Genomic DNA, 18,708 nt, shown 5'->3' on the forward strand with positions numbered 1-18,708 from the left:
TGCGTGAGGGTGACTTCAACTTCCTGCCTTCGCTGCCAACCACCGGCCGGCGGCGAAGGAGCGGAAGTATGCAACCTGTTTCAGGTTTTGGGAAGAGGCAAATACACATCACCTGCACTTCCCGCATGCGCGGTGTGAACCGATGCGACAACGCCGGCTCAGCCGCCGGGCTTGGCGGTTTCGATGACCACGCCCAGTTCCCTGCCCGCTTCGGCCACCTTCACGCGCCGCCCATCGGCCCGGGCGATCAGGTAGTCCGCCGCCACCCAGCCACTCTGTTCGCCGTGGCGCACGTTGCACCAGCTCAGGTCGTCCAGGCAGCGCTGCACTTCCACCGTGGTGCCGACCGGCAGTACCGCCACCCGGTCGGCGCGCGTGTCCGGCGCGCTGCGCAGGTTCAGGCCGCTGCCACTCACCTTGGCCGGCGGCTCGACGATTTCGGGCTGGAACCACAGCACCACCGCGATGATGGCGGCGGCAGCGGCAAGGCGCGGGATGAGACGGGGCATGGCCGGTCCCTGCGGAGAAGAGCGTCCATCAATACCGCGGCCAGGCATCACCGCGGCTGAATCCCGCCGGGGCGATGCCCATGGCCGTCAGGCGGCCATACCACTGTGCCGCAGCAGGGCATCGATCCGCGGTTCGCGCCCGCGGAACGCGAGGAAGTTCTCGGCCGCACTGCGGCTGCCGCCGCGCGACAGCACTTCGTCGCGGAAGCGCGCGCCAGTGGCGGCGACCTGGTCGGGCGCTTCCTCGAACGCGGCGTAGGCATCGGCGCTGAGCACTTCGGCCCATTTGTAGCTGTAGTAGCCGGCCGCATAGCCGCCCGCGAAAATGTGGCTGAACTGGTGCGGGAACCGGTTCCACTCCGGCGGGACGTTGACTGCGACCTCGCCGCGTACGCGCCCCAACAGCTGCAGTACGTTTTCCTGGGAAGGCTGGTACTGGCTGTGCAGCAGCATGTCGAACAGCCCGAACTCCAGCTGGCGCACGGTGAACATGCCGCTCTGGTAGTTCCTGGCGGCCAGCATGCGTTCGAACAGCGCGCGCGGCAGCGGCGCACCGCTGTCGACGTGCGCGGTCATGGCCTGCACCTGCTCCCATTCCCAGCAGAAGTTCTCCATGAACTGGCTGGGCAGTTCGACCGCATCCCATTCCACGCCATTGATGCCGGCCACGGCCAGCTCGCCAATGCGGGTGAGCAGCTGGTGCAGGCCATGCCCCATCTCATGGAACACGGTAGTCACCTCGTCATGGCTGAAGGTGGCCGGGTTGCCATCGCTGCCACGCCCGAAGTTGCAGACTAGGTAGACCAGCGGGGTCTGCACGCCGGCCGCGGTGACGCGGCGGTTGCGGCAGTCGTCCATCCACGCGCCGCCGCGCTTGCCTTCGCGGGCATACAGGTCCATGTAGAACTGGCCGACCAGCGCGCCGTCGGCGTCGACCAGGCGGTAGAAGCGCACATCCTCGTGCCAGACCGGCGCCCGGTCCGGCTGGACCTCCAGGCCGTACAGGCGCTTGATGACCGCGAACAGGCCGGCGAGCACCCGCGGTTCGGTGAAATACTGCTTCACCTCCTGCTCGGAATAGCTGTAGCGCGCCTGCTTGAGCTTCTCGCTGGCATAGGCCAGGTCCCACGCCTGCATCTCGCCCAACCCCAGTTCATCGCGGGCGAAGGCTTCCAGTTCGGCGCGATCGCGCTGCGCATGCGGCCGCGCGCGCGCGGCCAGGTCACGCAGGAAGTCCAGCACCTGCGCCGGGCCCGTCGCCATCTTGGTGGCGATGGAATACGCGGCGTAATTGTCGAACCCCAACAGTGCGGCCAGTTCGGTGCGCAGCGCGAGGATGCGGTCGATGTTGCCGCCATTGTCGAGCGCGGCGTCGCCGAATTCGGACGCGCGCACCGCATGGGCGCGGTAGAGCGCCTCGCGCAACGCGCGGTTGTCCGCATAGGTCTGCACCGGCAGGTAACAGGGCATGTGCAGGGTCAGCTTCCAGCCTTCGCGCCCTTCCCGGGCGGCGGCAGCACGGGTGCTGGCACGCACATCGGCCGGCAGGCCGGACAGTTCGGCCTCGTCCTCGACATACAGGGCGAATGCGTCGGTGGCGTCGAGCACGTTCTGCGAGAACTTCGCCGACAGCGCCGACAGTTCCTGCTGGACCTGGGCGAAGCGCGCCTTGCCGGCCTCGTCGAGCTCGGCGCCACCCAGGCGGAAGTCACGCAGGGCATTGTCCAGCACCTTGCGCCGGGCCGGGTCGAACGCCGCGGCCTCCGGCGACGCCGCCAATGCCTTGTACTGCGCATACAACGCCGGGTTCTGCGCCATCGCGCTGCCGAAACGGCTGATCCGGGGCAGGTTGGCGTTGTAGGCCTCGCGCAGCTCCGGGGTGTCGGCCACCGCCTGCAGGTGGGCGACCTGGCCCCAGGCGCGATACAGCCGCTCGGTGGCGTCGTCCAACGGCGTCACGAAGGCCTCCCAGCTCACCGGCGCGACGGTTTCGGCGGCCTTCACCGCGGCTTCGGCTTCAGCCAGCAGGACATCGATGGCTGGAGTGACGTGCTCCGGGCGGATCTCGTCGAATCGCGGCAGGCCGGAGAAGTCGAGCAGGGGGTTGGCAATCATGGGCAGTCCTGGAAACGGGTCCGGCGTGGCTGGTATCAGCTCCGATATGGCGACGGCTCGAGCCACGCACAAGGCAGCGCCGGCAGCCCCTGCCCGTTCACCGCCGCGGCGACGGCGGCGTCGGCGGCGGCCACGTCGATACCCTGGTGGTCGTACCAGGCGGGGTCGTAATAGCTGTGCGCATAGCGCTCGCCGGCATCGCAGAGGATGCTGACGATGGACCCGTCACGGCCGGCATCGCGCATCAGCTGCGCGGCCTGCAGCACGCCGATGAAATTGGTGCCGGTGGAACCGCCGACGCGGCGCCCGAGGGTGGCGCTGACGTGGCGCATGGCGGCCAGGCTCAGGGCATCGGGCACCTTGACCATGGCATCGACACAGGTGGGGATGAAACTGCGCTCCACGCGCGGGCGGCCGATGCCCTCCACACGCGAGCCGCCTTCGCAGGTCAGGTCGCGCCAGTCGGCCCCCGCCAGCGCGGCGCAGTAGCCGTCATAGAACACCGATACCTCCGGGTCCGCGCACATGATCAGGGTGTCGTGGCGGCGGTAGCTGACATAACGCCCCAGCGTGGCCGCGGTGCCGCCGGTGCCCGGGCTGCAGACGATCCATTCCGGTACTGGATGCGGCTCCTCGGCCATCTGCTTGAAGATCGATTCGGCGATGTTGTTGTTGGCGCGCCAGTCGGTGGCGCGCTCGGCGTAGGTGAACTGGTCCATGAAATGGCCGCCGGTTTCGCGCGCCAGCCGTTCGGATTCGCAGTTCAGATCACAAGCGCGCTGCACCAGGTGGCAGCGCCCGCCCTGGAACTCGATGGCGGCGATCTTCTCCGGCGAGGTACTGGCCGGGATCACGGCGATGAACGGCAGCCCCAGCAGGCGCGCGAAGTAGGCCTCGGACACCGCGGTCGAGCCGCTGGAGGCCTCGATCACCGGGCAGCCCTCGCGCAGCCAGCCATTGGCCAGCGCATACAGGAACAACGAGCGCGCCAGGCGGTGCTTGAGGCTGCCGGTCGGGTGGCTGGATTCGTCCTTCAGGTAGACGTCGATGCCGGGGAAACCGGGCAGGTCCACCGGGATCAGGTGGGTATCGGCCGAGCGGTTGAAATCGGCTTCGATCTTGCGGATGGCCGCCGCCACCCAGGCGCGCTGGGACATGGATCACACACTCTAATGAAAGCTGAAGCCGATTCTACTGCGGACGGCAACCGCTGCCGCCGCGGGCAGCGGCGCGCGCCGCACGGTGGTATGGTGCGCGCAGGTTTCCCTACCGACGCCGCGTGCCGCGCATCCTGCTGCCCCTGCTGCTGTGCCTGTCCCTGATCGCCGGTGCGATCGGGTCGGTGTGGTCGGCCACGGCGATGGCGATGCCGGCCGCCGCCGCCGCGCCGGTCGCGGCCATGTCCACGGACATGGAAATGGGTCACGGCTGCTGCCATGACGGCGGCGGCCTGCACGATGCGTCCAAGCCGTCCCCGGCTCCCGCGTCGCCCTGCGACGACGGCAAGCAGTGCGACTGCACCCAGCACTGCAACATGCTGCCCACGCCACTGGCGTCGCCGGCCAGTGCCATCGCCCGCGCGACCGAGCCCGGCGCGCCCACGCCAGGGCGTTACGACGTGCGTCCGCGCCAGCTGCACCGGCCGCCCATCGCCTGATCCGGCTGTTGCCGCCGCGCGGGCCATTCGCGCGTGACGGCCATCCCCCCCGGGGCACGCAGCGCGTAGCGCGGGTGACGTCGGTCGCCGCCTTCCGCCGGCGCCTCCCGCGCGCCCCCGGCAAATCCGCAGTTGCCGCCCGCCTTCGCCGGCGGGCGACCGATGGAGTTCCCATGAATAACGATTTCCTTTCCGACCCGCGCTCGGTGCTGTCGCGGCGCCGCTTCGTGCAGGGCCTGGCCCTGGGCGGCGTCGTCGCCGGCAGCGGCCTGTGGCGCGCATCCGACGCATTCGCCGCCGTCCCGCGGGCGATGGCCGCCAGCGAGCTGCGCGGCACCGACCTGAGCCTGGCCATCGGCCGCTCGACGGTCGATTTCACCGGCCGCGCGCGCAGCGCGGTCACCGTCAACGGCTCGCTGCCGGCGCCGATCCTGCGCTGGCGCGAGGGCGATACGGTCAGCATCCGCGTGGCCAACACGCTCGCCGACGAGATGACCTCGATCCACTGGCACGGCATCCTGTTGCCGTCCAACATGGACGGCGTGCCGGGGCTGAGCTTCGACGGCATCGCCCCCGGCGAGGCCTTCCAGTACCGCTTCCAGCTGCGCCAGTCCGGCACCTACTGGTACCACAGCCATTCGCTGTTCCAGGAACAGGCGGGCCTGTACGGCGCGCTGGTGATCGATCCGCTGGAGCCGCCGCCGTACCGCGTCGACCGTGAGCACGTGGTGCTGCTGTCGGACTGGACCGACCTGGACCCGGCCGCGCTGTACCGGCGGATGAAGAAGATGCCGATGCACGACAACACCTACCAGCGCACGGTGGGCGATTTCATGCGCGATGCCCGCCGCGACGGCCTGCGCGCCACCCTCGCCGACCGTGGCATGTGGGGGCGGATGCGGATGACGCCGTCGGACCTGTCCGACATCAACGCCCACACCTATACCTACCTGATGAACGGGACCGCGCCGGCCGGCAACTGGACCGGGCTGTTCCGCAGCGGCGAGAAAGTACTGCTGCGTTTCATCAACGGCTCGGCGATGACCTACTTCGACGTGCGCATCCCGGGGCTGAAGATGACCGTGGTGGCGGCCGATGGCCAGTACATCCACCCGGTGAGCGTGGACGAGTTCCGCATCGCGGTGGCCGAGACGTTCGACGTGATCGTCGAGCCCAGCGGCCAGGACGCGTTCACCATCTTCGCCCAGGACATGGGCCGCACCGGCCATGCCTGCGGCACGCTGGCGGTGCGCCACGGCCTGCAGGCGCCGGTACCGGCGCTGGACCCGCGGCCCTTGCTGACCATGGCCGACATGGCCCACGACCACGGCGGCGGCCACGGTGACATGCCGATGACGCACGGAGAGCCTGCCGGACAGGCAGCGCATGGCACCCACGGCGGACACGGCAGTGGCGGTGGCAGCGCGCCGAAGCATCCACCCGGCGAGCGCGGCAATCCGCTGGTGGACATGCAGAGCGCGGCCAGTTCGCCGCGGCTGGAAGACCCCGGCATCGGCCTGCGCGACAACGGCCGCAGGGTGCTCGCCTATGCCGACCTGCACTCGCTGTTCGAGGACCCGGACGGACGCGAACCCGGCCGCGAGATCGAGCTGCACCTGACCGGGCACATGGAGAAGTTCGCCTGGAACTTCGACGGCGTCCCGTTCGCCGGTGCCGAGCCGCTGCGGCTGAACTACGGCGAGCGCATGCGCATCGTATTGGTCAACGACACGATGATGACCCACCCCATCCACCTGCATGGCGTGTGGAGCGACCTGGAGGATGCCAATGGCCAGTTCCAGGTGCGCAAGCACACCGTGGACATGCCGCCCGGCACCCGCCGCAGCTACCGTGTGCGCGCCGATGCGCTGGGGCGCTGGGCGTTCCACTGCCACCTGCTGTACCACATGGAAGCGGGCATGATGCGCGAAGTGAGGATCGAGGCATGAAGACACGTACCCGATCGCTGCTGTTCATCGCCCTGGCCGCGGCCACCGGCAACGCCGCCGCGCAGGACCCGCATGCCAGCCACCACGGCCATCACCGCCATGGCGCCAGCGCCAAGCCGGATCCGCATGCGGGCCACGTGCCTGCGTCGCCCGGCAACGCCGCCGAGGCCGACCCGCACGCGCACCACGCCGCCCACGCGGCAGCGGCGAAACCGGCCGCACCGGCCCCCGACCCGCATGCGGGCCACCGGATGCCGGCCAGCACGTCCGCACCCGCGGACATGCACGCCAGCCATGCCGCGGCGGCGGCCCCTGCGGCCGACGCGGTACCGCCACAACCGGCCACGGACCCGCACGCCGGCCATGCGATGCCGGCATCCGCCGCGCAGTCCATGCACGGCGATGATCCGCATGCCGGCCATGCCACTCCCGCCGCACCCCCATCGCGGCCTGCCTCCGGCGACGCCCATGCCGGCCATGGTTCTGCGGCCAACGGCCTGGACGTGCATGCCACGCATGCCGATCACGCCGGCCATGGCGCCGCGGCCATGCAGGCGCCGCGCGAGCCGATTCCCGCGCCGACCGCCGCGGATCTGGCGGCGGCGTTCCCGGCGCTCGCGCCGCATGCGATGCAGCACGCGCCCGGCATCAACAGCCTGGTGCTGTTCGATCACCTGGAAGCCTGGGACAACGCCCGCGGCAGTGGCCAGTCGTGGGCGGCCAAGGGTTGGGTCGGCGGCGACATCGACCGCCTGTGGCTGCGCAGCGACGGCCAGCGCAGCGAGGGCCGGTTCGGCGAATGGTCGCTGGACGCACTCTACGGGCGCGCGATCTCGCCGTGGTGGGACCTGGTCGGCGGCGTCCGCCATGACGGTGGCGATGCGCCCGGGCTGACCCGCGCCGCCATCGGCGTGCAGGGGCTGGCGCCATACAAGTTCGAGTTCGCCGCCACCGCCTACCTGGGTGGGCCGCGCCGGGCCGAACTGGCGGTGGAGGCGGAGTACTCGCTGCTGCTGAGCAACCGGCTGATCCTGCAGCCGTCGCTGGAGGCCAGCGTGGCCGCCGACGACGACCCGCGCCGCGGCGTCGGCAGCGGACTGGGCCACGTCGGCGCCGGCCTGCGCCTGCGCTACGAGATCACCCGCCGCTTCGCGCCTTACGTCGGCTTCGTGCATGAGCGGCGCTTCGGCCGCAGTGCCGACCTGCACCGCGACGCCGGGGAAGCCGCTCGCGAATCGCGCTGGGTCGCCGGCGTGCGGTTCTGGTTTTGACCCCGCCCCCACGGCGGAATGCCCCGTGGCGTTCCGCCCCCTTCCGAAGGAGATCCACATGAACACACTGCTGCACAGGACGATATCCGTGCTGATCGTCGCCAGCGCCGTCTTCGCCGTCGCCGCCTGCGATGCCGCCCCGCCAGCGGCGGCGGGCAAGCCACCGGCAGCCGCGCACGCCGCCCACGCGACGCAGGTCGTGCACGTCCACAAGGACGCCAACTGCGGCTGCTGCAACGGCTGGATCGCGCACATGCGCGCGGCCGGCTTCACCGTGGTGGCCCATGACAGTACCGACATGGCCGCGGTGAAGCAGCGCCTCGGCATTCCGCTGTCGCAGGCGTCATGCCATACCGCCGAAGTCGGTGGCTACGTGCTGGAAGGCCACGTGCCGGCCGCGGACGTGCAGCGTCTGCTGCGCGAGAAGCCGGCCGCGCGCGGGCTGGTGCTGCCGGGCATGCCCATCGGTTCTCCGGGCATGGAGTCCGCCGATGGCCGCCGCGAGACGTTCACGGTCGACCTGCTGGGCAAGGACGGCAGCCTGCGGCCCTACGCCCGGCACCCCTGAGCGGCAGGCAACGGCGCACGCCACCGGGAACGCGGCACGCTGCGTTCCCGGTGCATTGCCGCGCCGCGCTCTAGAATCGCCCTCTCCCCCATATCAGGAACACCGCCATGAGCCTGAACGCTCTCCACCAGCAGCCCGGCGTGGCCGCGCAGCCACCGGCCGAAACCAGCGGCTTCGTCTTCAACCACACCATGCTGCGGGTCAAGGACATCGCCGCTTCGCTGGATTTCTACACCCGCGTGCTCGGCTTCCGCCTGGTCGACAGGCGCGACTTCCCGGAGGCCGCTTTCAGCCTGTACTTCCTGGCCTACGTACCGGCGGGCATGCAGGTGCCCGAGGATGACGCCGCGCGCCGGCTGTGGATGGCCGGCATTCCCGGCGTGCTGGAACTGACCCACAACCATGGCACCGAGCACCAGGACGGCCCGGTCTACCACGATGGCAACAGCGAGCCGCGCGGCTTCGGCCATATCTGCGTGTCGGTGCCGGCACTGGAAGCGGCCTGCGCGCGCTTCGAGGAACTGGGCGTGCCGTTCCAGAAGCGCCTGCAGGACGGGCGCATGAAGAACCTGGCGTTCATCAAGGACCCGGACGGCTACTGGGTCGAGATCATCGGCAACCGCTGAGGTCGCCGGTAGCCGCGGCCGGCGCACGGGCCGCGGCTACTGCTGCGTCACGCCGGCGCCTGCTCGCGCGCGATGCGTTCGGTCTCCGCCGCCAGCAGTTCCGGGTGCAGGTCGAACTGGTCGGACAGCAGCAGGGTGCGCGCGGCTTCGGTGACTTCGATGCGCTCGGCCTGCAGCAGGTCGCCGTCGCGGAACAGTTCGATGTAGCTGTCGAGCACGCCGGACAGGGTGCCCTGGGCGGTGTCCGGCGCCGCCAGCACCAGCTGCAGGCCCAGCGAGCGCAGGTAGTTGGTGGTGGCGCGCGCGTTCTGCGCGTCGATCTTGTCGCCGAACTCGTCGAGCAGGATCAGCCCCAGCCCGCCCGGGTGCGCTTCGCTCTTGCCGTAGGCCGCGGCCAGCGCGGCGCCGGCGATCACGTACAGCGGCGCGCGGTGTTCACCGCCGGAGCCCGAGCGCATGCGTTCGCTGAGGCTGCCGATCACCCGGTCGTCCTGGCGGATCTGCACTTCGAAGCGGAAGAAGCGGCGGTAGTCGTCCAGCGGCGAGTTGGCCACGTGGGTGGCGGCCTTGTCCTCGACCAGCGCGCGGAACGCCTCGGGCACCTGGCCGGCGCTCTCGAACAGCGTGTCCTCGCCGCCGATGTCGGCGGCGCGCTGGATGAAGCGGTGCAGTTCGCGGAACTCCGGCACCACTTCGTAATGGAACTGGTAGCGCTCGTTGTTGGAGAACGCCGGGCTGGCGCGCAGGGTGCGGTTGAGCGTGGCGATCTGGGTCTTGAGCCGGGTGAAGTTGTCGTACAGGGTGGAGGCCACGCCGGTGCGGAAGGTATCCACGGCGGTGGCGTAGGCCTGGCGCGCCTCGGCCTCGTACTGCACCAGCTCGGTATCGCGCAGCTGGGTCAGTTCGCGCTGCAGCAGGCTGCGCGCCGGGCGCCAGGCGCTGGCGTCGAAATCCAGCTCCAGCCCATGGTCGCGCGCGTACTGCGCCAGACCGCTCCAGGCCTCGGGCAGCAGCCGTGCCAGCTGCGCGTCGCTGTCCCTGGCGCGCTCCTCGCAGCGGCGCGCGCGTTCTTCCAGCGACGGATATTTTTCGTCCAGCTCCTCGCGCTGGCGTTCGACCCGGTTCGGATCGACGTCCGCATCGGCGAAGGCGTCCACCGCGCGCCGCGCGATCAGTTCTTCCTGCTGGCGCAGGCCTTCGAGCAGGGCCTGGGTGCGCTCGAGGTCGGCCGCCGCCACGGCTTCCTGGCCGACCAGCGCGTCGGCGCGCTGCTCGCAGCCGGCGAGCTGGGCGTTCAGTTCACGCAGCTGTTCGGACAGGCGCAGCAGGTCCGGGTCCAGCGAGGCGAGGCGGCTTTCCTGCGCGCTGCGGTAGCGTTCGGCCACCTGGCGGTGTTCGAGCACGCGCTCGTGCAGCGCCTGCGCCACCGCGTCGGCATCGGCCAGCCGCGCCAGGCCGCGCTGGCAGTCATCGGCGCGGCGCAGGCGCGGCTCGATCTGGCGCAACTCCTGTTCGGCCTTCTCGATTTCCTCGTGCAGCACGCGCAGCCGCGCGCGATTGTCGGAGGCGCCGATGCGCAGGTCGCCGGCCGCCGGCAGGCGCAGGCGTTCGATGCTGCCGCCGCGTGCCAGCAGGCCGTCGCGGGTCAGGCCCTGGCGGCTGCGTACCAGCTCGGCCTCGGTTTCGACGCAACGCAGCTCGCCGAGCTGGCGGCGCAGGAACGCCAGTGCGTCGGCGTTGACGCCCTCCAGCAGCGCGGCGACGCTGCCGCTCTCCGGCTCGTCGGCGCCACGCGACCTGCGTGCATGGCTGGACAGGGCGAGCTTGACCCCATACACCGAGCGCCCGCCGGACAGGCCGCGGTACAGCTTGACCGCGCGTTCCTCGTCCTTGTCCGGGATCAGCAGGGCTTCGACGTTGCTGCGCAGATAACCTTCGATGGCGTGCTGCCAGGTCGCGTCGGTGACCCGCACCAGGTCGCAGACCGGGCGCGCGTCGATGCCGGCATCACGCAGGTAGCTCATCAGCCGCACCGTGTCGGGGTGCAGTTCGGCCTGGCCGGCGGCCAGACGCTTCTGGTTCTGGCGCGCGGTCTCCAGCGCGTCGCGCGCCTTGTCGTGGGCCGCGTGCAGCTGGCGGGCGTGGCGGTCGACCCGCTCGCGCAGCGGGGCGGCGGCGCGCAACGCCTGGCGCGCACCGGCGAACAGGTCGTCCGGGGTCCATGGCAAGGCGGCCTCGGCGGCCAGCGCCGACAGTTCGGCATGCCACGCGTCCCACGCTGCGCGCGCGCCGGCCAGCGCGGCGGCGTCGATGTCGTCCAGCGCGAGCGCGTCGAGCTGGCGGAACTGGTCGCGCACGAAGCCGACTTCGCGCGCCAGGTCCTTCTTCAGCTGCGCGAGGCGGTCGCGGTCGCGGCCGGCCAGTTCGTCCAGCTGCGCCTGCTCGCCGTAGCCGGTACTGCCCTGCAGGCGTGCGTTGGCGCGGGCCTGTTCCTCGCGCAGGGTGTCGCGTTCGACGCGGGTGTCGGCCAGGCGGCGACGGGTGTCGGCCAGCGTGTTCTGCGCGGTGGCGAGCGCGCCTTCGGCCTGGTCGAGCTGTTCGCTGTACAGGTCGCGGGCATATTCGGCGGCCAGTGCGCGCGCCGAGGCGGCGCGGGTGGCCTGCGCGGCGATCTTCTCGTACTGGCGCTCCGCGCCCTCGGCGGCGTCGATGCGCTGCTTGACCTGTTCGATCTTCTCCTTGATCTGGCGGAAGCTGTCCAGCAGCGCGCGGAAGCGGGCGATGTCGGTGGGCCGGTCCTCGGCCACCAGGGTACGCACGAACAGGTCCACGTCCTCGACCCGCTGCAGGTTCAGCGCGTTGAGGAAGGCCTTGCGGTAGGCGTTGAGGTCGGGGCTGGCCGACGGGCTGGCGCGCAGCCGCAGCAGCAGGTCGCGCAGGAAGCGTTCGGCATTGGGATGCAGCTGCGGGGTCTCGCCCACCTCCTTGCAGCGGCGCGCGATGTGTTCGCGGAAGGTATTCCAGGCCAGCGGCAGTTCCTTGCCCTTGACCCGCTCCAGGTGCTCGTCCAGCGCCAGCGCCACGCCCGGCAGCAGGTACAGGCCGTGGGTGCGGTGTTCGGGCTCGTCGACCGAGGCGCCGAGCGCGATGCCGGCGGTCAGCGGCACCCCGGTGTCGGTGTCGCGGAACACCAGCGAGATGTAGGTGGTGGCGGTGCGGCGCTTGCGCCCTTCCTCGCCGCTGCGGAACACGCCCAGGCAGTAGTCGCGGATGGTACGCGCGCGGTGGCTGCCGCCGGCCTGGGCGTTGAAACGGATGCGGCTGCGGTCGCCGCCCAGCAGCACGATCTGCAGCGCGTCGAGCAGCGCGCTCTTGCCGGCGCCGTTGGGCGCGATGATGGCGCTGGTCGCGTCCAGTTGCAGGCTCTGCGCCTCGAACAGGAAGAACTGCACCAGGTGGATGCGTTCAAGCTGCTGCATCGTCGTCCTCCGCGCCGGTGTCGCCGGCCTCGTCGCGGTTGTGCTGGTCCAGGCGCTGCAGCCATTGCTCGCCGACGATCTCGACGATGGCCGGGCGCACCCGCAGGTGGAACGGCTGCGGGTCGTCGCCTTCGGAGTCGATCAGCCGGCATACGCCCCAGCGCTTGAGCGTGCGCGCCAGCGCACGCAGCGAGCCGACGTCGGGCATCGCGCGGCCGGTCAGCGCCTGCCAGCTCTCCTGCAGGTCCGGCAGTTCCACCACCACCTCGCCGTGGTCCTCGATCAAGCCCTGGCGCATGGCCTCGTCGTAACGCTGGCGCAGCACCAGCAGGGCCAGGGTTTCGTCCAGCGTCACCGGCGCGCCCTCGCCATGGGCCGGCAGTGCCACCACGTAGCGGTAATGCGCGTTGCGCTCCAGGCGGATGCCCAGCGGCTCCAGCGCGGCGACGAAATCGGGGTAATGGTCTTCCACCAGGTGGTAGGCCACGCGCGAACGCGGGTCGGTGGCGTACAGCACCTGCTCGGTGGCCAGGCGGTAGGCGGCGCGCTCGAAGTCCTGCACGGCATAGGTGCCGTTGGACATCTGGCTCAGGGTGTTCCAGCTGCGTTTCATGCGGTTTCCGGGAGTTTTGCGCCGACCCGCAGGATGCGGAAGCGCGGGCCGCGCAGGTAATCGTTGTGGTCGCCGTTGCCGGCATCGAGCAGCTCGACGCGGAAACCGCGCAGCAGGCGGCTGAGCGGGTCCTCGCGGCGCAGGCCGCCGACGCGGTTGCCACGCAGGGCCAGCGTGAGCAGGGTCTGGTAGGCGCGCAGGTCCTCGATGCTGGCGATGTCCAGCCGCGCCGAATCGACCGCCGCGCCCTGCCGCAGGTGGCGACCGACGTAGCGCGCCATGTCCTCGGCGTTGACCAGGCGTGCGCGCTTCATCCGCCGCAGCAGCGACAGCCGCGCCAGCTGCTCCGGCGTGGGCGGCGTGGTGGCGTTGGCACTGCGCGGGATCGGCGCCGGCTTGCGGTGCGGCGGGCGCAGGCGTGCTTCGTCCATCAGCGGGCCGGGCGCCACTGGCAGCCGCAGCGCGTCCTCCGGCGCCGACAGCACGCCGCGGCAGGCGCGGCGCAGCAGCACGTCGAGCCGGTCGGGGGCGCGCAGGCGGTAGTCGAGGAAGGCCAGCGCGCGGCGGTTGGCCTGGCGGATGTCCTCGTCCAGCCGGGCCAGGTATTCGTCGATGCGTTCCAGCTCGCGCAGCCGTCCCAGGCTGCGTGACAGCCGCTGCTGGGCGCGCGCGGCGTCGCCGCCGGTCACATGTTCGGCGTACCAGGCCACCAGCGCTTCGCGCTGCGCGCCGGACTCCAGCTGCTGCACCATCGCCAGGATTGAGCTGCGCCGCGCCATCGGGTGGTCGGCGCGGTGCAGTTCGGCATAGTCGCCGATGAACAGCTGGCCGACGTAGCGCTCGAACCACTGCCGGGCGAACTGCGCGGTGGTCTCGGCCTTGCTCAGTTCCGGCATCAGGTCGCGCACCTGCAGGCTCATCGAGGCCAGCGACACCAGCAGCCGCCGCGCCTGGTCGGCGGCCTCGTCGAGGATGCCCCCGTCCAGGCGGCCTTCGGCCACCTGCTGCAGCTGCAGCTCCACCGAGCGCATCTTGGCCGAGACGAAGGTCGGGCCGTGCTCGCTGAACTCCACCAGGGTGGACAGCAGCTGCGCCACCATCGGCGGCATGGTCACCATCTCGCGCGCGCCGATGCGTTCCTGGCGCAGCCAGCCGGCGGCGCGGAAGCGGTCGTGGATGGCGCTGGCGCGCACGTTCAGCAGCGCGTCCGGGGCCTGCCCGTCCTCGTCTTCCCACGGGTCGTCGGCAAGCAGGTAGCGCTCGATCGCGGCGGTGATCTCGCGGCGCGGGAAGCCGTGGCTGGGCGGCACCGGCGCGTCCGGGCCGAAGAACTCGTCGAACATCCGGCACAGCAGCGACCAGTAGTTCTGGCGGTTGGCCGAGGCCAGCGGGCCGAAGATGCCGGCGGGTACGACCGAGAACAGCGGCGGGGTGGTCGTGGCGGTGGTGGTGGTCAAAACGTCGGGGTCCTGCAGCTTCCTGCCGTGCGGCGGCGATTGTGGCATATCGCCGCCGCCGGCGGCCCCCGGCGCGGGAGGGTCGCGGGGCCGCAACGACGACGGGCGCCACCGGGGCGCCCGTCGTGGCAAACAGCCCGGGTGGCGGCTCAGAACTTCTGCGTGTAGCGCAGGTAGACGATGCGGCCGTAGGCGTTGTACAGGTTGAAGTTCCAGGGCCGGCCGTCGGTTTCGACCAGCTGCGGGTAGCGGTTGCCCAGGTTGTTGGCGCCCAGGGTGATGCCGGCGTTCCACGGCGCCTTGTAGGTCAGCGCCAGGTCATGGGTGACATAGCTGCCCACGCGCGTGCCCGGGTCGCCGGCCAGGAAGCCGAAGGTCGGCTTGACCCCGGGGTTGCGCTGGTCGCCGATGTAGTTGACGTTCCAGTTGACGCTCCAGTCCCCGCGGCTCCAGATGTTGCGCAGGCTGCCGCGCATCTCCGGGGCGGCCGCCCAGCCCAGCCGGTCCTTGACCGTGGCCCCGTCGGTCACCTTGAACTCCAGCACGCGCGCCACCTGCAGCCAGCTCTCCAGCCGGCCCCAGCCGCCGCCGTCGAAACGGCCGCGCAGGTTCAGGTCCAGGCCGCGGGTGCTGAGGTCGCCCTCGTTGGCATAGGCGGTGTTGATCTCGCGGATGGAGCCGTTGGCGCGTCGCTCCACCGAGGTTCCGGCCGGCAGCGGCAGGCCGTTGTTGTCGAACTCCACCAGCTCCTGGTACTCGATCTGGCGGATGCGGTCGTCGATGCGGATGTGGTAGTAGTCCAAGGTCAGGTTCAGCCAGTCCAGCGGGTCCCAGGCCAGGCCCAGGCTGTACTGGCGGGAATGCTCGGAGCCCAGCGCGGGGTTGCCGCTGGACCAGGTATCGACCTGGTAGCTGACGTCCTTGCTGACCGGGCCATCGGCGATGCCGTCGTTATTGGCGTCGCCGCCGCACTGGGCGGACGAATAGCCCACCGCCAGGCAGCTGCGGTAGTCCTGCACGTGCTCGGCCGAGAACGAACGCTTGGCATGGATGCTGTTGAGGTTGGGCGCGCGAAAGCCCTTGCCGACCGAACCGCGCAGGGTCAGGTTGGCCAGCGGCTGCCAGCGCAGCGAGAGCTTGGGCGACAGGTCGCCGCCGTAATCGCTGTAGCGGTCGTAGCGCGCGGCCAGGGTGAAGTCGAACCCGTCCGCCACCGGCAGCAGCCATTCGGCGAAGGCGGCCTGCACGCGGCGGTTGCCGGCCGCCGAGTTGCCCGAGGAGCCGGCCACGACGCCGGCTTCGGACAATGAATCGTAGGTGTCGGCATAGTCTTCGCGGCGCGACTCCAGGCCGAACGCCAGCGCCGAGCGCCCGCCGGCCATGTCGAACAGGTCCAGGCTGGCGTTGGCGTAAAGCTCGTCGATGACGAACTTGCCCTCGCGGCTGGTGGTGGTGGTGAAGCCCTTGATGACCTCGTCGGGGTTGCCGAACGGGTCGCGCAGGTTGTAGCGGCCATCGGCGGCGGCGGCCTCGGCCAGCGGGGTGACGATGTAGCCGCGTCCCTGGTCGCGCAGGCGCGCGTCGCTGCGGCGCACGCCGGCATCCACGCTGAGCCGGTCATTGACCTGCCAGTCCACGCCGACGCCCAGGTCGAGCACGGTGTTGTCGATGTAGTTGTCGCGGTTGCCGGCCGCGGCGTAGCGGTGGTAGATGAAGGCGCCGAGGCCGTCGCCGGGCACCGGGTCGTTGGGCGAGTTCTCCGCCACGTAGAGCACCCCGGGCGTCGGCGCGTAGCGGCCGAAACTGCTGGCATGGCTGTAGCTGGCGGTGGAGTACAGCGACACCGCGTCGTTGACCCGCAGGGTGCCGCGCGCGAACAAGGCCTTGTTCTTGATCGAGGCCTCGTTGGCGGCCACCGCGTTGTAGTCGTAGACGCAGTTGCTGCCGTTCATCCAGAAGTTCGGATCCTTGCAGGCATAGCCCGGCAGCGCACCACCGGCATCGCCCTCCTCGCCCGGGCTGGTCGCGCTCTCGAAGTAGAAATTGTTGCCATAGAGCGAGCTGCCGCGCGTGTCGCCGCCGAGCTGGTCGCGGGTGAACACGATGCCGCGCGCGTTGTAGGACGCGCCGAACATCAGGTTGCCGCGCTCGCCGGAGGTACCGAGCAGGAGCGATCCCTCCTCGGTGTCACCGCCGGCGACATCGGGCGATCCCCTGCCGAGACGCAGTTCGGCGCCGTCGAAATCCTTGCGCAGGATGATGTTGACCACGCCACCGATGGCGTCGGAACCGTACAGTGCGGAGGCGCCGTCGGACAGCACCTCGATGCGCTCCACCGCCGCCATCGGGATGGTGTTGAGGTCGGCATTGCTGCCCAGCGACGGCGCGTACGGCGCGCGGCGGCCATCGACCAGCACCAGGGTGCGGTCCGAGCCGATGCCGCGCAGGTTGACGTCGGATACGCCCTGGGCGCTGCTGCCCGAGCGCGGGCTGAAGTTGCCGAACGAGGCGAACGTGGTATCGCGCAGCACATCGGCCACCGAGACATGGCCGCTGGCGTCGATCGCGGCGCGGTCGATCACGGTGACCGGCACCGCGCCCTCGATGTCGGCGCGCTTGATGCGCGAGCCGGTGACTTCGATCCGGTCCAGGCTGCGCACGTCCGGCTGCGATTGCGCCAGCGAAGCGAACGGGACCAGTGCGGCGGCGATGCCCAGCGGGAGCACGGCCAGCCGGGCGACCGGCTTGGAACAGCGATGTTTCACGGATTTCTCTCCAGGTAATGTTGGTGGGACGTCAACGCCACACGACGTTAATGAGCCGCTCACGCCACTGCGCCGCATGCCCTGTCCATTGGGTTTGCAGGGTCTGTCGACAGCGCCTGCGCGCCACTGCGGTACAGCGACGGCGACACGCCGAAGCGGGTGCGGAATGCGCGCGAGAAGCTGCAGTTGTTCTCGAAGCCACTGGCCGCGCCCACCTCGGTGATGGACAGCGAGGTGTCGCGGATCAGGCGCGCGCTGCTGGCCAGCCGCAGCCGCACCGAGGTGGCCTGCGGGCATTCGCCGTAGACCGCACGGAAGGTCTTGGTGAAGTACCAGACCGACATGCTGCTGAGCTCGGCCAGCTCGCCGATCCTGACCACCCGGTGGGTATGTCCTTCGATGTACTGCAGGGCGCGCTGCATGCGCGCATAGACCTGCCGCCGGTGCGACAGTGAACGCCCCGGGCAGCGCGCGATCAGCGCCTGCTGGCCCTGCTGCAGCCCGGCCAGGGCGCGCAGCAGCCGTTCCACCTGCCAGCGGTCGGCGGGCGTCGCCTGCATGCCGCGGCCCGGGCGCCCCAGCACCGCGCGCCAGCGGCGCGCCAGCAGCCGCCGTGCCAGCCCCGTCGCGCTGCCACGGCCCGGGAACAGCGCCAGCTGCGGCGAGCGCAGCAGGCGCATCTGCAGGGCCGCCGGCAACACCAGCCCGACGGCGACGGTGCGTTCACCGGCATGCAGCAGCGGGTGCGCGCCACGGTCGAAGTGGATCCACTGGCCGGCCCCGAGCCGGAACGCACCCGCCCGCGCGGCAATGTCCAGCTCGCCCCGGAGCACCAGCCAGAACGACGCCTCGGCCGCGCCCAGCGCCAGGCTGGCACCGCGCGCGAGCGTCGCCAGCAGCGGCAGGTCGGCATCGCCCACCTGCTCCAGTTCGCGCGTATCACCACGGTCCAGCCACAACACCTGCATTTGCACCTGCATGACCACTCCTTTGTTGGAACTGGCCATCTGTTTGCGCGTCCGCGTGCCGAAATGCCGGAAATGCAGCCGAAATCTTTCCGAAATCCGCTGCCGGCGGCGTGCCACAGAGCCTTGCCGCGTCCGCGCGGCGGACAGGCGGACAGTGCGGACAGCCCGTGCGCACTGGCTGCGCCGCGTATCCGGCGTCCGCGGCGGACACACGAACGCGCAGGCCCGCACCAGGACGGTGCGGGCCTGCGTTGGATCACGGGGTGTCGGGTCAGTTGCGCCGGCGCGCGAGGCGCTTGTACTCGGCCTCGTCGATCGCGCGCATCCCGCGCACCGCGCAGCGGCCGGACCGGGAAGTCACCACGCTGCCTTCGGTGCAGACCACGTTCTGGCGGCCATCGGTGGCGATCACGATGTTCGAATTGCGCATCATCGCCTCGCAGTAACCGCCGAAATCGAGGCGCAAATGCTTGTCGCCATCAGCGATGACCATGCCCTCGCCGCCCACGCGCGCCGCCTTGTGCTGGCCGGACAGGGTGACGCAGGACGCCGGCGTGGCATCACCCTGCTTGCCAGCCGCCACGGCATCCACGGGCAACATGGCGGCGGCGGCCAGGCCTAGGACGATCATCAGATATCGGTACATGGTGCTTTCCTTCTTCATGCCGTGCCCGGCATGGGCACGGACACAAGGCTAGGCAGCGGCCAGCACCGCGGAATCTGCTTGAAGT

At 70.5% G+C, this 18,708-nt stretch carries 14 protein-coding genes; 5 read left to right on the forward strand and 9 right to left on the reverse strand.

What is annotated here, in order from left to right; all coding sequences use genetic code 11:
- Nucleotides 1-158: 158 nt before the first annotated feature.
- The 3 genes from AC06E6_RS09580 to AC06E6_RS09590 form a co-directional block, all read right to left on the reverse strand.
- Nucleotides 159-509 (reverse strand): SH3 domain-containing protein, encoded by a 351-nt coding sequence (locus tag AC06E6_RS09580; protein ID WP_161614342.1) that lies wholly within the window; start codon nucleotides 507-509, stop codon nucleotides 159-161.
- Between the two features lie 87 nt (nucleotides 510-596).
- A complete protein-coding gene (locus AC06E6_RS09585) occupies nucleotides 597-2,621 on the reverse strand; it encodes a M3 family metallopeptidase (RefSeq protein ID WP_478061265.1) in 2,025 nt (674 codons plus the stop codon).
- A gap of 38 nt (nucleotides 2,622-2,659) precedes the next feature.
- Nucleotides 2,660-3,781, reverse strand: coding sequence for a PLP-dependent cysteine synthase family protein (locus AC06E6_RS09590; protein ID WP_104937952.1), 1,122 nt, complete (start codon nucleotides 3,779-3,781; stop codon nucleotides 2,660-2,662).
- A 122-nt stretch (nucleotides 3,782-3,903) separates the two neighbouring features.
- On the opposite strand from AC06E6_RS09590, the gene AC06E6_RS09595 reads away from it, so the two are divergent.
- The 5 genes from AC06E6_RS09595 to gloA all read left to right on the forward strand — a co-directional run bounded on the left by AC06E6_RS09595 (nucleotide 3,904) and on the right by gloA (nucleotide 8,695).
- The gene (locus AC06E6_RS09595; RefSeq protein ID WP_478061115.1) at nucleotides 3,904-4,281 is read left to right on the forward strand and encodes a CopL family metal-binding regulatory protein; all 378 of its coding nucleotides are present in this window, start codon (nucleotides 3,904-3,906) and stop codon (nucleotides 4,279-4,281) included.
- 173 nt (nucleotides 4,282-4,454) lie between these two features.
- A complete protein-coding gene (locus tag AC06E6_RS09600; RefSeq protein ID WP_478061117.1) occupies nucleotides 4,455-6,230 on the forward strand; it encodes a copper resistance system multicopper oxidase in 1,776 nt (591 codons plus the stop codon).
- Entirely contained in the window at nucleotides 6,227-7,501 is a 1,275-nt protein-coding gene (locus AC06E6_RS09605; RefSeq protein ID WP_478061119.1) for a copper resistance protein B, read from the forward strand. The genes AC06E6_RS09600 and AC06E6_RS09605 overlap by 4 nt, the downstream gene beginning before the upstream one ends.
- A 70-nt stretch (nucleotides 7,502-7,571) precedes the next feature.
- The gene (locus AC06E6_RS09610) at nucleotides 7,572-8,069 is read left to right on the forward strand and encodes a DUF411 domain-containing protein (RefSeq protein ID WP_478061266.1); all 498 of its coding nucleotides are present in this window, start codon (nucleotides 7,572-7,574) and stop codon (nucleotides 8,067-8,069) included.
- 107 nt (nucleotides 8,070-8,176) lie between these two features.
- Nucleotides 8,177-8,695 carry a lactoylglutathione lyase gene (gloA, locus tag AC06E6_RS09615; RefSeq protein ID WP_478061121.1) on the forward strand — a complete coding sequence of 173 codons (519 nt, stop codon included), beginning with the start codon at nucleotides 8,177-8,179 and terminating at the stop codon, nucleotides 8,693-8,695.
- Nucleotides 8,696-8,742: 47 nt separating this feature from the next.
- Here the strand turns inward: gloA and AC06E6_RS09620 are convergent, their stop codons facing one another.
- The 6 genes from AC06E6_RS09620 to AC06E6_RS09645 form a co-directional block, all read right to left on the reverse strand.
- Nucleotides 8,743-12,174 (reverse strand): SbcC/MukB-like Walker B domain-containing protein, encoded by a 3,432-nt coding sequence (locus AC06E6_RS09620; RefSeq protein WP_478061122.1) that lies wholly within the window; start codon nucleotides 12,172-12,174, stop codon nucleotides 8,743-8,745.
- Nucleotides 12,161-12,787 carry a DUF4194 domain-containing protein gene (locus tag AC06E6_RS09625; protein WP_478061124.1) on the reverse strand — a complete coding sequence of 209 codons (627 nt, stop codon included), beginning with the start codon at nucleotides 12,785-12,787 and terminating at the stop codon, nucleotides 12,161-12,163. The genes AC06E6_RS09620 and AC06E6_RS09625 overlap by 14 nt, the downstream gene beginning before the upstream one ends.
- A complete protein-coding gene (locus tag AC06E6_RS09630) occupies nucleotides 12,784-14,244 on the reverse strand; it encodes a Wadjet anti-phage system protein JetA family protein (RefSeq protein WP_478061126.1) in 1,461 nt (486 codons plus the stop codon). Before AC06E6_RS09630 ends, AC06E6_RS09625 begins: the two co-directional genes overlap by 4 nt.
- 149 nt (nucleotides 14,245-14,393) lie before the next feature.
- On the reverse strand, nucleotides 14,394-17,009 hold the full coding sequence (locus AC06E6_RS09635; RefSeq protein WP_240212958.1) for a TonB-dependent receptor plug domain-containing protein: 2,616 nt from the start codon (nucleotides 17,007-17,009) through the stop codon (nucleotides 14,394-14,396).
- Nucleotides 17,010-17,068: 59 nt separating this feature from the next.
- Nucleotides 17,069-17,989 (reverse strand): helix-turn-helix transcriptional regulator, encoded by a 921-nt coding sequence (locus tag AC06E6_RS09640; protein ID WP_313249773.1) that lies wholly within the window; start codon nucleotides 17,987-17,989, stop codon nucleotides 17,069-17,071.
- A 259-nt stretch (nucleotides 17,990-18,248) separates the two neighbouring features.
- The gene (locus AC06E6_RS09645; protein ID WP_161614327.1) at nucleotides 18,249-18,623 is read right to left on the reverse strand and encodes a hypothetical protein; all 375 of its coding nucleotides are present in this window, start codon (nucleotides 18,621-18,623) and stop codon (nucleotides 18,249-18,251) included.
- Nucleotides 18,624-18,708 lie beyond the last annotated feature (85 nt).

The sequence above is a fragment of the Stenotrophomonas sp. Steno-Z10-HUANG genome, from assembly GCF_056393075.1.

Excerpts from the sequence above, each read along its gene's own strand:
- AC06E6_RS09580 (WP_161614342.1), bottom strand. The coding sequence starts at position 509 with ATGCCCCGTCTCATCCCGCGCCTTGCCGCTGCCGCCGCCATCATCGCG.
- AC06E6_RS09590 (WP_104937952.1), bottom strand. The coding sequence starts at position 3,781 with ATGTCCCAGCGCGCCTGGGTGGCGGCGGCCATCCGCAAGATCGAAGCC.
- AC06E6_RS09600 (WP_478061117.1), top strand. The coding sequence starts at position 4,455 with ATGAATAACGATTTCCTTTCCGACCCGCGCTCGGTGCTGTCGCGGCGC.
- AC06E6_RS09605 (WP_478061119.1), top strand. The coding sequence starts at position 6,227 with ATGAAGACACGTACCCGATCGCTGCTGTTCATCGCCCTGGCCGCGGCC.
- gloA (WP_478061121.1), top strand. The coding sequence starts at position 8,177 with ATGAGCCTGAACGCTCTCCACCAGCAGCCCGGCGTGGCCGCGCAGCCA.
- AC06E6_RS09620 (WP_478061122.1), bottom strand. The coding sequence starts at position 12,174 with ATGCAGCAGCTTGAACGCATCCACCTGGTGCAGTTCTTCCTGTTCGAG.
- AC06E6_RS09625 (WP_478061124.1), bottom strand. The coding sequence starts at position 12,787 with ATGAAACGCAGCTGGAACACCCTGAGCCAGATGTCCAACGGCACCTAT.
- AC06E6_RS09640 (WP_313249773.1), bottom strand. The coding sequence starts at position 17,989 with ATGCAGGTGCAAATGCAGGTGTTGTGGCTGGACCGTGGTGATACGCGC.
- AC06E6_RS09645 (WP_161614327.1), bottom strand. The coding sequence starts at position 18,623 with ATGTACCGATATCTGATGATCGTCCTAGGCCTGGCCGCCGCCGCCATG.